Origin of the sequence: Peteryoungia algae (genome assembly GCF_030369675.1) — a bacterium.
Lineage (GTDB): Bacteria > Pseudomonadota > Alphaproteobacteria > Rhizobiales > Rhizobiaceae > Allorhizobium > Allorhizobium algae.
The window spans coordinates 4,245,220-4,259,056 of the sequence record NZ_CP128477.1; the positions used below are offsets into that span (position 1 = coordinate 4,245,220).

At 62.2% G+C, this 13,837-nt stretch carries 13 protein-coding genes; 7 read left to right on the forward strand and 6 right to left on the reverse strand.

The window, feature by feature from the left end; translation table 11 throughout:
* The first annotated feature begins 55 nt into the window (after positions 1-55).
* The 5 genes from QTL56_RS20130 to acuI are packed head-to-tail and all read left to right on the forward strand — an operon-like array spanning position 56 to position 2,820.
* Positions 56-307 carry a type II toxin-antitoxin system ParD family antitoxin gene (locus tag QTL56_RS20130; RefSeq protein ID WP_245135141.1) on the forward strand — a complete coding sequence of 84 codons (252 nt, stop codon included), beginning with the start codon at positions 56-58 and terminating at the stop codon, positions 305-307.
* Entirely contained in the window at positions 300-599 is a 300-nt protein-coding gene (locus QTL56_RS20135) for a type II toxin-antitoxin system RelE/ParE family toxin (protein WP_245135144.1), read from the forward strand. Before QTL56_RS20130 ends, QTL56_RS20135 begins: the two co-directional genes overlap by 8 nt.
* Complete coding sequence (locus QTL56_RS20140; RefSeq protein WP_245135145.1) at positions 596-1,114, forward strand: 2-thiouracil desulfurase family protein; 519 nt, start codon at positions 596-598, stop codon at positions 1,112-1,114. Before QTL56_RS20135 ends, QTL56_RS20140 begins: the two co-directional genes overlap by 4 nt.
* A 41-nt stretch (positions 1,115-1,155) precedes the next feature.
* Positions 1,156-1,812 carry an acrylate utilization transcriptional regulator AcuR gene (gene acuR, locus QTL56_RS20145; RefSeq protein ID WP_245135148.1) on the forward strand — a complete coding sequence of 219 codons (657 nt, stop codon included), beginning with the start codon at positions 1,156-1,158 and terminating at the stop codon, positions 1,810-1,812.
* Between the two features lie 15 nt (positions 1,813-1,827).
* Positions 1,828-2,820, forward strand: coding sequence for an acrylyl-CoA reductase (NADPH) (acuI, locus tag QTL56_RS20150; RefSeq protein WP_245135149.1), 993 nt, complete (start codon positions 1,828-1,830; stop codon positions 2,818-2,820).
* 332 nt (positions 2,821-3,152) lie between these two features.
* Here acuI and QTL56_RS20155 read toward each other — a convergent pair whose 3' ends face one another.
* From QTL56_RS20155 to purD, 4 genes are all read right to left on the reverse strand, one after another.
* Positions 3,153-4,970, reverse strand: coding sequence for a methyl-accepting chemotaxis protein (locus tag QTL56_RS20155; RefSeq protein WP_245135151.1), 1,818 nt, complete (start codon positions 4,968-4,970; stop codon positions 3,153-3,155).
* Between the two features lie 258 nt (positions 4,971-5,228).
* Positions 5,229-7,064, reverse strand: a complete 1,836-nt coding sequence (locus QTL56_RS20160) for a methyl-accepting chemotaxis protein (protein ID WP_245135153.1) — start codon at positions 7,062-7,064, stop codon at positions 5,229-5,231.
* Between the two features lie 276 nt (positions 7,065-7,340).
* On the reverse strand, positions 7,341-7,790 hold the full coding sequence (locus QTL56_RS20165; protein WP_245135155.1) for a plant virulence effector HPE1-like domain-containing protein: 450 nt from the start codon (positions 7,788-7,790) through the stop codon (positions 7,341-7,343).
* Positions 7,791-7,914: 124 nt separating this feature from the next.
* On the reverse strand, positions 7,915-9,186 hold the full coding sequence (purD, locus tag QTL56_RS20170; protein ID WP_245135157.1) for a phosphoribosylamine--glycine ligase: 1,272 nt from the start codon (positions 9,184-9,186) through the stop codon (positions 7,915-7,917).
* Positions 9,187-9,462: 276 nt separating this feature from the next.
* On the opposite strand from purD, the gene QTL56_RS20175 reads away from it, so the two are divergent.
* Positions 9,463-11,781, forward strand: coding sequence for a Tex family protein (locus tag QTL56_RS20175; RefSeq protein ID WP_245135159.1), 2,319 nt, complete (start codon positions 9,463-9,465; stop codon positions 11,779-11,781).
* 65 nt (positions 11,782-11,846) lie between these two features.
* Here QTL56_RS20175 and QTL56_RS20180 read toward each other — a convergent pair whose 3' ends face one another.
* Both QTL56_RS20180 and QTL56_RS20185 read right to left on the reverse strand, forming a co-directional pair.
* Entirely contained in the window at positions 11,847-12,167 is a 321-nt protein-coding gene (locus QTL56_RS20180; RefSeq protein WP_229573860.1) for a TraR/DksA family transcriptional regulator, read from the reverse strand.
* Positions 12,168-12,192: 25 nt separating this feature from the next.
* The gene (locus QTL56_RS20185) at positions 12,193-12,603 is read right to left on the reverse strand and encodes a universal stress protein (protein ID WP_245135162.1); all 411 of its coding nucleotides are present in this window, start codon (positions 12,601-12,603) and stop codon (positions 12,193-12,195) included.
* A gap of 210 nt (positions 12,604-12,813) precedes the next feature.
* Between QTL56_RS20185 and QTL56_RS20190 the strand changes: the two genes are divergently transcribed.
* Positions 12,814-13,695, forward strand: coding sequence for a VOC family protein (locus QTL56_RS20190; RefSeq protein ID WP_306424862.1), 882 nt, complete (start codon positions 12,814-12,816; stop codon positions 13,693-13,695).
* Positions 13,696-13,837: the final 142 nt, after the last annotated feature.

Genomic DNA, 13,837 nt, shown 5'->3' on the forward strand with positions numbered 1-13,837 from the left:
TCCGAGCTTGGTGTCTTGTGTTATCCTGGGCACGAAGACAGCCGGAGCCACCCGAATGAACAAGCCCGTTCAGGTCACCATCGCCGAGCCCTATGACAGCTTTATCGACTCTCAGTTCGAAAGCGGAGCGTTCAAGTCGGCGCAAGAAGTGGTCGAGGGGGGCTTGCGGCTTCTCAAGGGAGAGCAGGCCAGGGCCGAATGGCTGCGCAAGGCGTTGATCGAGGGCGAGAACAGCGGGCCGTCCGTGCCGTTCGATCCAGAAGACCTCATGGCTTCCGTTGGTGAAAGATGGAAAAGCCGTGGCTGAGGTCAGGCTCAGTCCCGCCGCACGACGAGACTTTCTGGACATCGGTGACTACACGCGGGACCTATGGTTAGAAGCTCAGGCGGAGCGTTACCTCCGGCAAATCCTGGGCATCATTGCCGACATCGGAACGCATCCGTTTTCGGGTGGTGAGGTGGGAGCACTTCGACAAGGCTATCGCCGCCGCCGGTCTGGTTCACATCTGAGTTTCTACATCATTCTTGAGGATGGCATGGTCGAAGTCATCCGCATCATCCACGAGCGGGCAGACGTCTCGCGCCGGCTGGACGAGTGAGCCTCATGCCCCCGAAAATCCTCATTAGCGCCTGCCTGCTCGGTCGCCCCGTCCGTTACGACGGCAAGGGCAAGCCCCTGCATGATCCCATCCTTGAACGCTGGAAATCCGAAGACTGCCTCGTCGGCTATTGTCCGGAACAGGCCGGTGGTCTTCCGACGCCGCGTCCACCGGCGGAGATCGAGGGTGGCATGAATGGCGACGATGTGCTTGCCGGTCGGGCCCGCGTGCTGGAAGTGACGGGTGGCGACGTGACCGCAGAGTTCATCTCAGGCGGGAAGAGGGCGGTCGCATTTGCTGAGGAGCAGGGCTGTCGCTTCGCGCTCCTGATCGACGGCAGCCCCTCCTGCGGTTCGGGCTTCATCTATGACGGCTCCTTTTCCGGTACCCGCCATCCAGGCTTTGGCGTCACAGCGGCGCTGATGCGCCGGGCAGGCATCGAAGTCTTTTCCCCCCGGCAGATTGAAGACCTGGTGACCAGCCTGGCAGAGAACGCCGGCAAGAGTGGGTCATGAGGAGGGTTTATTTTATAGACTGATTAGTCTATAAAATAGTCATGAGCCAGCCAATTGACGCGCAGCATGACAACGGACGCAATGTGACGGCCAGGCCGAGGGGCCGGCCGAAACGGGCGCCAGCCGATGCCGAGGCGCGCCAGCGTTTGCTCCGCACCGGCCTGAAGTTCCTGACCGAAAAAGGCTATTCCGCCGTTGGTCTCGACGAGATCCTGCGTGAAGCATCCGTTCCGAAAGGCGGTTTCTACCATTACTTTCAGAGCAAGGCCGATTTCGGCAGCGCCCTCATCGACGTCTATCACGCCTATTTCGCCGACAAGCTCGACCGCTGGCTTCTTGAGGAAAGCCAGTCGCCGCTGTCGCGGCTGCAGGCCTTTGTCGCGGATGCCCGAAACGGCATGGAGCGCCATGATTTCCGGCGCGGCTGTCTGGTGGGTAATCTCGGGCAGGAGATGGGGGCCCTGCCACCGGAATACCGGGCAAAACTGATCCATGCGCTGGAGGATTGGCAGGGCCGGACAGCCCTCTGCCTGGCCGCCGCTCAGGCGGCCGGCGAGATCGCCGCTCATCATGATCCGGCAAAACTGGCGGCGATCTTCTGGATCGGCTGGGAAGGGGCGGTCTTGCGCGCCAAGCTCGAACAGGGCCCCGATCCGCTCATCCTATTCGCCGACGGCTTCTTCGCCATGCTGAACTGAGAAAGGGAGATAACCATGTTTGATGCCATCGTGATTGAAAAGCCGGACGGTGAGCAGACCGTCAGGCTGACCCAGCTGGGCACGCAGGATCTGCCGCAGGGTGACGTGCTGGTCGATGTCGCCTTTTCGACCCTGAACTACAAGGATGCGCTTGCCATCACCGGTGCCTCGCCGGTGGTCCGCAGCTTTCCGATGATCCCCGGCGTAGACTTTTCCGGCGTGGTCAGAGAGAGCGGCCATCCTGAGTTCAAACCTGGCGACCGCGTCATTTTGAATGGCTGGGGTGTCGGTGAAAAGCACTGGGGCGGACTTGCCGGTCAGGCAAGAGTGAAGGGCGATTGGCTTGTGCCCGTGCCGGAGGCGTTCAGCCTGCGCCAGGCCATGGCCATCGGCACGGCGGGCTATACGGCCATGCTGTGCGTCATGGCATTGGAGCGTCATGGCGTCCGGCCGGAAGGTGGCGAGGTTGTCGTCACCGGCGCCGCAGGCGGCGTCGGCAGCGTGGCTGTCGCTCTCCTGGCCGCCAGGGGATACACGGTTGCCGCAGTCACCGGCAGGCCATCGGAATCCGAGTACCTCACCGGCCTTGGCGCCGCATCCATCATCGACCGGGCGGAACTGTCCGTGCCGGGCCGTCCATTGGCGAAAGAGCGCTGGGCAGGGGCCGTGGATGTGGCCGGCGGTGTGGTTCTTGCCAATGTCATCGCCGCCATGCGCTATCGTGGTGTCGTTGCTGCTTGCGGTTTGGCCGCCAGCATGGATCTGCCGACAACTGTCGCTCCCTTCATCCTGCGCGGCGTCACGCTTGCCGGTATCGACAGCGTCATGTGCCCCAGGCCCGATCGAGTGGCGGCTTGGTCCAGACTGGCCGAGGAACTCGACATGACCAGCCTTGAAGCCATGACCACCGAAATCCCCCTGGCGGATGTCATCGAAAGGGCGCCGGCATTTCTCGATGGCAAGGTGCGCGGTCGCGTTATTGTTCCCATCAATCCCATGCTCGGCTGAGCAGATCGAATGGAGGGGGCATGCCGCCGATATTCGGTTGGCACGGCCTCGGTCCGCCACCAAAAGCGATGCGCCGAACCGGCCCTGACCGCTGCAGGATATCGAGACGTTCTACGGCTTGGGGTCCGGTCGAAACTCGCGAGGTCATCCGCCGACATCAGCATCGGGGCGCTTCGCCTTTGCTGGAACCATGGCGGTAAATGGGCGCGTCAGACGACCCCAGAATAAAACAACGCCCGGGAATCCCGGGCGTTGTGTCGATGTCTCCGGCTTGCGGCCTGACCATGTCTGAATTCGCAGAACGGCCCGACCGGATCTGATCCAGTCCCGGCTCAGCTCGCCTTGCGATATTGCGGCTGACCGGCGCCTGCCTGGCTGGTCTTGAAGCCGCGGATCAGGTTCAGCAGGTCTTCCGTGTCGTTGGCGAGAACCTCGGCCGATGCCGTGGTTTCCTCCGCCATCGCTGCGTTCTGCTGCGTTGCCGTGTCAAGCTGGTTCATCGAGGATGCGATGGAGCGCAGCGTCGTGTCCTGCTCGGTTGCCGAATGCGCGATCTTGGTGACGATATCGCTCGCCGCCTTGATCTGGTCGGAGATCCGCTTCAGCGCCTCGCCGGCCTGACCGACCAGCTGAACGCCGTTCCCGACCTGACCCGAGGACCGCGAGATCTGGTCCTTGATCTCCTTGGCAGCTGCCGCGGAGCGCTGGGCGAGTTCGCGGACTTCCTGGGCCACGACGGCAAAGCCCTTGCCGCTCTCACCGGCACGTGCCGCCTCGACGCCGGCATTGAGCGCCAGAAGATTGGTCTGGAAGGCGATGTCCTCGATCACGCCGATGATCTTGCCGATCTCTTCGGACGACTGCTCGATGCCGCTCATCGCATCGATTGCCTGGCCGACGATCGTGTCCGACTTGGCGGCCTCGTTGGCGACGGTTCCGACGCGCTTGGCGGCTTCCTGGGCGCCATCTGCGGTCTGGCGGACGGCAACGGTCAGTTCATCAAGCGCTGCCGAAGTCTCTTCGAGGCTTGCGGCCTGACGTTCGGTACGCTGGGACAGTTCGTTGGAGGCGCGACGGATCTCTTCCTTCGAGCCGCCGATGTCGATGCCCTTGGCATTGACCTTGGCCATCGCCGCTTCGAGATGCTCGAGCGCTTCGTTGAAGTTGCTGCGCAGCGTTGCATACTTGGTGCCGAGATCGGCGCAGCGGACGGTCAGGTCGCCCTCGGCGAGTTGTTCGAGTGCCGAACCGATCGTGGTGACGACGCGGCTTTGCTGTTCGGCTTCTGAACGCTGCATGTCGGCATTGGTCTGGCGTTCGGAGTCGAGCTGGCGCTGCTGTTCTTCCTCACGGGCGGCCATTGCATGGCGCTCGCGGACCTTCTGCTGCAGTGTCTTGGTCGCCTTGGCCATCATGCCGACTTCATTGCCCATGTCGGTATGCGGGATTTCCAGGGCAACATTCTCGTCTGCCACGGCTTCCAGCGCGCTGTGGATCGAGGCCAGCGGCCGCGTGATCCCGCGGATCACCAGCCAGGCAGAGGCGAGGCCGAAGGCAAAGACCAGGGCGCTAAGGATGATGGTGCTGCGGGCGCCCTCCATGATCGTTGCGTCGAGGTCGTCCAGATAGGCACCCGTACCAAGCGTCATCTGCCATGGCTCGAACGCCAGGGAATAAGCCGCCTTCGGATAGAGATCTTCCTTGGGCTGGCCGGGCTTCGACCAGTCGTATTCCGTCCAGCCGCCGCCCTGTCGAGCCTTGGCAATGATGTTCATCAGGAAGCGGTTGCCGTCCTTGTCGACCAGATCGGCAAAATTCTTTCCGAGCGCTGCTTTGCCAGGATAGACCACGCGCGTGCCGGCATAGTCGTAACCGAAGAAGTAGCCGTCCGGTTCGAACCGGATCGCCTCGACGGCGTCATAGCCGGCCGCCTGGGCTTCCTCGCGGGTCATCTTCCCGTCGACTTCGAGCTGGTGGTAGTGCTTGAGGATGGAGATCGCACCTTCGGTATTCATGCGCAGCATGTCGTAACGCTCGGCATAGACCGCCTGTGCCGCAGAACGGATCTGAAGATACGTGACGACGGAGAAGGCGATCATCAATCCGGCGATCAGCGTGATCAGTTGGGAGGAAATTTTGGCATTCTTCATCTGCGGAAACATCCAGTTTACGGCCCGTGTCGCCGGCCTCTTGGCCGGGCGACGACATGGAGATTGTGAGGGGGTGCGCCTCATGCGCCAGCGGCAACCGAAATTCCGGGCCTGTGGGTCGACCATAGGTTCCAATGATAAAGAATTCCTAAAATGCTATACATCCGTAAACCATAATTGTCTGACCGAGCAGCCAAAAGGCCGCCGGGATTTCTCCCGGCGGCCTTTTGATGTCTGGCGGTGAAGCGACCGGCTGCCTCAGCCGGCGCGTCGCATCTGCTGGGCCATGTTGCCAAGGCCGGCGCCGGAAGAGCCCGAGACCTTGAAGCTGCGGATCAGGTCCAGCAGGTCGCCGGTATCGTTGGCAAGGACCTCGGCGGATGCCGTGGTTTCCTCGGCCATGGCCGCGTTCTGCTGGGTCGCCGTGTCGAGCTGGTTGACCGCAGACGAGATCGACCGCAGGGTCGTGTCCTGCTCCTGTGCGCTGTGCGAGATCTTCGAGACGATGTCATTGGCACTTGCGATCTGGTCGGAAATGCGCTTCAGCGCTTCGCCGGTCTGGCCGACCAGTTGCACGCCCTGCTGGACCTGCGCAGACGAGCGGGCGATCTGGTCCTTGATCTCCTTGGCGGCAGCCGCCGAACGCTGGGCCAGTTCACGCACTTCCTGGGCGACGACGGCAAAGCCCTTGCCACTTTCGCCGGCACGCGCGGCCTCGACGCCGGCATTGAGTGCCAGAAGGTTGGTCTGGAAGGCAATCTCGTCGATCACGCCGATGATCTTGGTGATCTCGGCAGATGACTGTTCAATGCCGCTCATTGCGTTGATCGCCTTGCTGACGACCTCGTCGCTCTGGCGCGCTTCGGCGCTGACGGTGCCGACGCGATTGGCCGCTTCACGCGCACCGTCTGCCGTATGGCGAACAGCGACGGTGAGTTCATCGAGGGCTGCCGATGTCTCTTCGAGATTGGCGGCCTGGCGCTCGGTTCGGGCGGCGAGTTCGCCAGACGCGCGACGGATCTCTTCCTTGGAGACGGCGATGTCGTTGCCCTTGAGGTTGACGCGGGCCATGGCTTCTTCGAGGCGGGCGAGCGCTTCGTTGAAGTTGTCGCGCAGACCGGCATATTTCGGGCCGAGATCGGCGCAACGCACGGTCAGGTCGCCGTCGGCGAGGTTTTCCAGCGATTGGCCGATGGTGGAGACCACATGCGCCTGCTGGCGGGCTTCGGAAAGCTGCGCCTCGGCATTCTGGTTGCGCTCGCTATCGAGCTCGCGCTGCTGCTCCACCTCGCGCGCGGCCAGTGCATGGCGCTCGCGCACCTTGTCCTGCAGGCTCTTGGTCGCCTTCGCCATCATGCCGATCTCGTTGCCCAGGTCCGTATGCGGAATGGCGATCGAAACATTCTCGTCGGCGACCGCTTCGAGCGCATCATGAATGGCCTTGAGCGGCGTGGTGATGTTACGGATGACGATGAATGCGGCGATCAGGGCCAGCACGAAGATGCCGACCGACAGGCTGACGGTCTTGATGATGCTGGAGCGGATTTCGGCCTTCAGGTCGTCGGTGTAGAGACCTGTCACGATGACCACGTTCCAGGGCTCGAAAGCCTTGCCGTAGGCGGCCTTGGGGAAGCTGTAGTCGTTCGGATCCTGACCCGGCTTCGGGCCGATGAACTCCACGAAACCACCGCCAGCCCGGCCGTGCTTGACCAGCTCGTCGCGGTAGAGGAAGCCGTTCGTGTCACCCTTGCCCTTGCTGGAATTGCCGACCAGCTTGGTGTTCGGATGGAAGACCATCACCACGTCGTAGTCATAGGCAAAGAAATAGCCATCCGGCTCGAAGCGCATCTTGCCGACCTGGGCATAGGCGAGCTTCTGGGCCTCCTCGACCGAAATCTCGCCGGCTGCTACGCGCTCGTCATAGCCCTTCAAGATCGAGAGCGCCGACTCGACCTGCGTTCTCAGGAGTTCGTAGCGTTGTTCGTAAATGGTTTCAGTGGAGGAACGGACCTGGAGAAATGTGGCAGCTGCAAAGGCGGCCATCAGTCCACCGATCAGCATGATGAGCTGAAGTGAAATCCTGAGATTCTTCATGGCGAAGTGAGCTTTCGTCTGTCGAGCGGTTCGGGCGCCGGGGAGGGATCAAGCGAACGGGATCGGCACCTCATGTGTCGAATAGGTACGACAGACTCTGATGGTCAAAGGTTGAAATGACTTTAAGCCGCCGAACAGACGGCGCGGTAAGAATGTACCGGTGAAATTTAGGGGGGGCTTACGGCATAACGCCCGGGACTGGTCCGGGCGTTATGTCCGTGTCGACCACGAGAGACCGCCGCGCCCGGATCGTTTGGCGGGCGGATGAGAAATGGATCAGTTCAGGCGAAGGTCGAAACCGGCCAGCGCCGGAGCTGGCTTTTCGTCCTGGGGCACCTCGACCGCAGCGGTGGTTGCCGCATGGTCGATCTCGTTGATTGCAGGCGAAGCGCCCGCGACGATGGTCGCACCGTCGGTCGCCCAGCCGGCAGCGGAGGTGTAGACCACCACGGGTGAACCACCGAGCCAGCTTTCGACCCGCTTCAGCCTCTTCTCGCCATTGATATCGACCACTTCGGCCGTCTGGCTGCCGGAGGGAACGGTCGGCACCTGATAGTGCGACTTGGATGCCTTCGTGGCCGGTGCCGGGCAATGGGCACAGTCGATCGTGAGAACACTCGGCTGGGTCGTCGCGATCCCGGTGACCGTCGAGATCGATCCTGCCATGGCCGGCATGGCGAACATGGAAGTGGCAATGATCATGGCTGTCGAAACGATACGGCGCATTACGTTTTCCCCGATTGTTGGGATGAACGTTAGCAAGCGTTTCTTTCGATCCGGTCAGGAGCTTTGGTAAAATTTGAACGAATGGACCGATTTCCAGTCAAAAAGCGAGCCGCCGGTCGAGAATTCAGGCCTTTTCGCGGGCAATTGCCTGCCAGCCGATGTCGCGGCGGCAAAAACCGTTGTCCCACTGGACCGCATCGACGAGGCGGTAGGCGACAGCCTGAGCCTCCGCCACCGTCGCGCCACGCGCCGTCGCATTGAGGACACGGCCACCGGTCGCCACAAGCTGGCCGTCCTTCAGCGCCGTTCCCGCATGAAAAACCTTGGCGCCCTGGCCGGCTTCCGGCAGGGTTGCGATCGGCGTCGCCTTCTCATACGAAGCCGGATAGCCCTTGGAGGCCAGCACCACGGTCAGCGCCGGATCCTCGCTCCACTCGGCTGACACCTGCTCGAGCGTGCCGGTGGCAGAGGCGTAGAGGATCGGCAAAAGATCGCTCTTCAGCCGCATCATCAGCACCTGGCACTCCGGATCGCCGAAGCGGACATTGTATTCGATCAGTTCCGGGCCCTTGGCCGTGATCATCAGCCCGGCAAAGAAGACGCCCTGGAAGGGATGTCCCATCTCCGCCATGCCACGCATCGTCGGCTCGATGATCTCCTTCATCGTCCGCTCGACCATGTCAGGCGTCATGACCGGTGCTGGCGAATAGGCGCCCATGCCGCCGGTGTTTGGCCCGGTATCGCCGTCGCCCACACGCTTGTGGTCCTGCGCGGTCGCAAGAGCCAGAAGCGATTTGCCGTCGGACAGGCAAAAGAAGCTCGCCTCCTCGCCGTCGAGATAAGCCTCGACCACGACTTCCGCACCGGCAGCCCCAAAGGCGCCCTCGAAGCAGTCGTCGATGGCGGCAAGCGCCTCCTCCAGCGTCATGGCGACGGTCACACCCTTGCCGGCAGCAAGACCATCGGCCTTGATGACGATCGGGGCGCCCTGTTCGCGCACATAGGCCTTGGCCTTGGGCGCATTGTTGAAGCGCTGATAGGCGCCGGTCGGAATGTTGAAGCGGGCACAGACATCCTTGGTGAAGCCCTTGGAGCCCTCGAGCTGGGCTGCGGCCGCAGACGGTCCGAAGACGGCGATGCCCGCGTCCAGCAGACGGTCGGCAATGCCAGCCACAAGCGGTGCTTCAGGCCCGACGACAACGAAGTCGATGTCCTTGTCCTTGCAGAAGGCAACGACGGCTGCATTGTCATCCGTATCGAGAGCGACCAGCTCCGCCTCTTCGGCGATCCCCGGATTGCCGGGGGCAGCATAAAGCTTGGTGAGCGCCGGAGATTGCGCGATCTTCCAGGCCAGCGCATGTTCGCGTCCACCCGACCCGATCAACAAAACCTTCATCACCAGCCTCCAGTGCCACAAGGGAATGCCCGGCGGTTAAGGGGGAAGGGGGAAAAGGTCAAGCCGAATTGACCTCGGATGGCCCTGCTTTCCTGTGAAGTGGGCCGCAGGCCCGTTGCCTTGCCGCATTCCCCCGCTATGGTCCGCCTCCATCAGGCAGGTTCCGCAAAAGTCTCCCACGGTTTTGCGATGAGAACCCGCGACAGAACAGAGATGCTAAGCGTATGAATCGTTGGCTTGCCAGCGAATGTCTGCTCAGCACAAGACGGATGACCCATGGCCGACGACATCAGATCCATTGCCGCCCTCATCGCCAACGAAATCAAAGCGAGGCCTGACCAGGTGATTTCAGCCGTCGGCCTGCTCGATGAAGGCGCAACTGTGCCCTTCATCGCCCGCTACCGCAAGGAAGTGACCGGCGGCCTCGATGATACCCAGCTGCGCAATCTGGCTGAACGGCTGATCTACCTGCGCGAGCTTGCCGCCCGCCGCAAGTCGATCTTCGAAAGCATCGACGGCCAGGGCAAGATGACCGACGATCTCGCCCGCAAGATCGCGGCCGTCACCACCAAGGCCGAACTCGAAGACCTCTATCTGCCCTACAAGCCCAAGCGCCGCACCCGCGCCGAAATCGCCCGCGAAAAGGGGCTTCAACCGCTCGCCGATGCGATCCTCGCCGACCGCACATGCGATCCGCACAAGCTGGCCGAGGCCTATATCACTGCCGAAGTCGCCGATGTGAAGGCAGCCCTTGAGGGCGCACGCGACATCGTCGCCGAACAGATCTCCGAAAACGCCGATCTCATCGGCCGGCTGCGCAACGACATGAAGGATCGCGCGATCCTCTATTCCAAGCTCGTCGACGGCAAGGCCGAGGCCGGCGCCAAGTTCTCGGACTATTTCGACCATTTCGAACGCTGGGCAACCGTACCTGGCCACCGGGCGCTCGCCATGCTGCGCGGCTGGAACGAGGAGTTTCTCTCGCTCTCGATCGAGGTCGATCGTGACGATACATCCCCGATCAAGACCAGCCAGCGCATGATCGCTGCCGCCTACCAGGTCGCGGGCAAGGGCCCCGCCGACCAATGGCTGCTGGACGTCGCCGGCTGGACCTGGCGGGTGAAGCTTTCCGTGTCGCTCTCGCTCGACCTGATGCGCGATTTGCGCGAGCGCGCCGAGGAAGAGGCGATCCACGTCTTTGCCCGCAATCTCAAGGACCTGTTGCTGGCGGCTCCCGCCGGCTCCCGTGCCACCATGGGCCTGGATCCGGGCATCCGCACGGGCGTCAAGGTCGCCATCGTCGATGGCACGGGCAAGGTGCTGGAAACGACGACAGTGTACCCTTTCCCGCCGAAGAACGACATCAGGGGCACCCAGGCCGAACTCGCCTCGCTGATCCGCAAGCACAACATCGAACTGATCTCGATCGGCAACGGCACCGGCAGCCGCGAGACGGAAAAGCTGGTGGCTGACATGCTGGCGCAATTTCCGTCGACCGCGCCGAAACCCACCAAGGTCATCGTCTCTGAAGCCGGCGCCTCGGTCTATTCGGCGTCGGAAACGGCCGCCAAGGAGTTCCCCAATCTCGACGTCTCGCTGCGCGGCGCGGTCTCCATTGCCCGCCGCCTGCAGGATCCGCTCGCCGAACTCGTCAAGATCGAGCCGAAGTCGATTGGCGTCGGCCAGTATCAGCATGATGTCGATCAGGGCCGCCTCGGCCGCTCGCTCGATGCCGTCGTCGAAGATGCGGTGAATGCCGTTGGCGTTGACGTGAATACGGCCTCTGCCCCGCTTCTTGCTCGCGTCTCCGGTCTTGGCAAGACGACGGCCGAGGCCATCGTCGCCCATCGCGATGAGACGGGGCCTTTCGGCAGCCGCAAGGACCTCTTGAAAGTGCCGCGCCTCGGCGCCCGAACCTTCGAGCAATGCGCCGGCTTCCTGCGCATCCCCAATGGCAAGGAGCCGCTCGACGCCTCCTCGGTCCACCCGGAAGCCTACGGCGTGGCGAAGAAGATCGTCGCCGCCTGCGGCCGCGACCTGCGCTCGCTGATGGGCGACAGCGCGACGCTGAAAAGCCTCGACCCGAAGCGCTTCATCGACGAGCAGTTCGGTCTCCCGACGGTGAAGGACATTCTCGCGGAACTGGAAAAGCCCGGCCGCGACCCGCGCCCGAGCTTCAAGACCGCGACCTTTGCCGAAGGTGTGGACGAGATCACCGACCTCAAGATCGGCATGACGCTCGAAGGCACCGTCACCAATGTCGCCGCCTTCGGCGCCTTCGTCGATATCGGCGTGCATCAGGATGGTCTTGTCCACGTCTCCCAGCTCGCCGATCGTTTCGTCAAGGATCCGCATGACGTGGTGAAGGCTGGCGATGTCGTGAAGGTCCGCGTCGTGGAAGTCGACGTGAAGCGCAAGCGCATCGCGCTCACCATGCGAAAAGATGGTGGCGAGGCTCAAGCGCCATCGATGCGCGGTGACGCGCGTGGAAACGCAAACGCCATGAAGCACGCGAACGCCCGCCCGACGAAGCCGGAGCAGCCCGCAATCGGCGGTCTGGGTGCTGCACTCGCGGAAGCGATGCGCAAGAAATAACGCCCAAATAGAAACAGGCCGGAGCTCATCACTCCGGCCTGCCCATCGCCCCCGAAAAGCGCCTCTCAATGGGAGGCTGCGCAGTCCTTGCAAAATGGCGTATGCGGGACCGCATTCAGTCTTTCGATCGAAATCGGCTCATCGCATGTGACGCACTGACCATAACGCCCCTTGGCGATCCGGTCCAGAGCGGCATCGATCGCCCGCAATTCCTCCTCGCCCACCTGGCCGAATTCTTCCAGCACTTCGTCGTTCTCAGCCTCGGTCGCGCGCTCGGCGCTATCGGCACTTTTCAGCGTGCCAAGGTCCGTGTCGATCTTCTCCAGACGCCGCTCGATCTCGGCCTTGCGCGCGAGCAGGACGCGTTCGAAATGGGCGGTGTCCATGGGTTGTGTGGGGTTCTGCATGATCTCACCTGTCGACCAGGACGGAAATCTTCGAATGGCGCACCACGCGGTCGGCCGTGGCGCCGATGAAGTAGTTGGAAAAATCGGGCACATGCGAGCCAACGATGATCAGGTCCGCCTTGTGCTCCTCGGCTGTGGCCAGGATCTCGCGGGCCGGCGCACCGGAGCGGATCTCGATTTGTGCCGTCACTTCGGTCTTCTTCTTGAGTTCGACCAGCTTTGCTTTGGCATCATTGATCGCGCCTTCGATCAGATCGACGGGAACGTCGATGGCGAGATAGCCCGGAATGTCCTCGATGATGGTCAGCAGCACAATCTCACCGCCTGTATCCAGCAGGGACTTGGCCTTGGCCAGGATCCGCTCCCCGATGTCGATGGCAGCCGGATCGACCGGAACGATGATCTTTTTGTACATCTTGCTCTCCTTTGTCACCCAAGGGTGCTTCCTCTTGTGAGCAGAGAATGCGTCTCGGCGGCGGAATGCGCATTGATCAAGATCAACTTTGAGATGCGATCCATCGTCAAGCTTTATCGAACGATCCATCGCCTGAATGCTGTCTTTTGTGAACGACAAAGGTGCGCCATATCATGTGCATGCGCCACACAGGCAGAAGGAGAATATCCGTTGTCCGCAGGAACCAGTAAATCCGAATCTTTTGCCTTGAGCCGTCCCGTCCATGTCGGGCGCGCCCATCTCGTCGTTCGCGATCTTGAAACCATGGCGCGTTTCTACAGTGAGGCGCTGGGCCTCAAGCCTCTTGAGCAGAGCGCCAGTGGTATCGAGCTCGGAGCAGGCGAGCGCCATCTGTTGACGCTCACGACACGCAGTGATGCAGCTCGCGCACCGCGGAATGCGGCGGGCCTCTTTCACAATGCCTTCCTCATGCCGGATCGAGCCGAACTCGCTCATTGGGTCGCCCATGCGGCGCATCTCGGCCTCCAATTCGATGGAGCGAGCGACCACCTGGTCAGTGAGGCGATCTACCTGTCCGACCCTGAGGGCAACGGCATCGAGGTCTATCGCGACCGCAGCCCTGACGAATGGACCTACCACGCCGATGGTACCGTCGAGATGGACACGCGCCGCCTCGACCTGCAGGCACTGTACGACAGCGCCACGAAGACGCCTTGGGCCGGCATGTCACCCGAGGCTGCCCTCGGCCATATCCACCTGCAGGTCGGTAATATGCCCGAGGCGGACCGTTTTTACGAGGGTGTGCTCGGCCTGAAAAAGATGGCGAGCTATCCGGGTGCCAGTTTCTTTTCCTCCGGAAGCTATCACCACCATGTCGCCGCCAACGTCTGGAACAGCCGCAATGCGCCGGCCCGCACTGGCGCTATGACGGGTCTGCAGGCCTATTCGCTCGCCTTCAACGATCGTGAGACCCTCGACAAGGTCCTGACAACGCTCGAAGGTCTTGAGATCGTGGTCGAACGGAGCGCCGAAGGCTATCGCCTGACCGATCCCTGGGGCATCGGCATTACCCTGGTGGCCAGCGAGGTCTGATCCTGAGGGGGGGCGGCTGCACCCCCTTGTACGCTGTTTCCCCGGTGGAACGGAAACTGTTCCCGAGCGTTGAGAGGCATCTCGAAGGGGGAACAACGCCATGATGAAGTCACACCGGCCCTGCAGGCCAGCATCGGAGAGA

Excerpts from the sequence above, each read along its gene's own strand:
- QTL56_RS20130 (WP_245135141.1), top strand. The coding sequence starts at position 56 with ATGAACAAGCCCGTTCAGGTCACCATCGCCGAGCCCTATGACAGCTTT.
- acuR (WP_245135148.1), top strand. The coding sequence starts at position 1,156 with ATGAGCCAGCCAATTGACGCGCAGCATGACAACGGACGCAATGTGACG.
- acuI (WP_245135149.1), top strand. The coding sequence starts at position 1,828 with ATGTTTGATGCCATCGTGATTGAAAAGCCGGACGGTGAGCAGACCGTC.
- QTL56_RS20155 (WP_245135151.1), bottom strand. The coding sequence starts at position 4,970 with ATGAAGAATGCCAAAATTTCCTCCCAACTGATCACGCTGATCGCCGGA.
- QTL56_RS20160 (WP_245135153.1), bottom strand. The coding sequence starts at position 7,064 with ATGAAGAATCTCAGGATTTCACTTCAGCTCATCATGCTGATCGGTGGA.
- QTL56_RS20165 (WP_245135155.1), bottom strand. The coding sequence starts at position 7,790 with ATGCGCCGTATCGTTTCGACAGCCATGATCATTGCCACTTCCATGTTC.
- purD (WP_245135157.1), bottom strand. The coding sequence starts at position 9,186 with ATGAAGGTTTTGTTGATCGGGTCGGGTGGACGCGAACATGCGCTGGCC.
- QTL56_RS20175 (WP_245135159.1), top strand. The coding sequence starts at position 9,463 with ATGGCCGACGACATCAGATCCATTGCCGCCCTCATCGCCAACGAAATC.
- QTL56_RS20180 (WP_229573860.1), bottom strand. The coding sequence starts at position 12,167 with ATGGACACCGCCCATTTCGAACGCGTCCTGCTCGCGCGCAAGGCCGAG.
- QTL56_RS20185 (WP_245135162.1), bottom strand. The coding sequence starts at position 12,603 with ATGTACAAAAAGATCATCGTTCCGGTCGATCCGGCTGCCATCGACATC.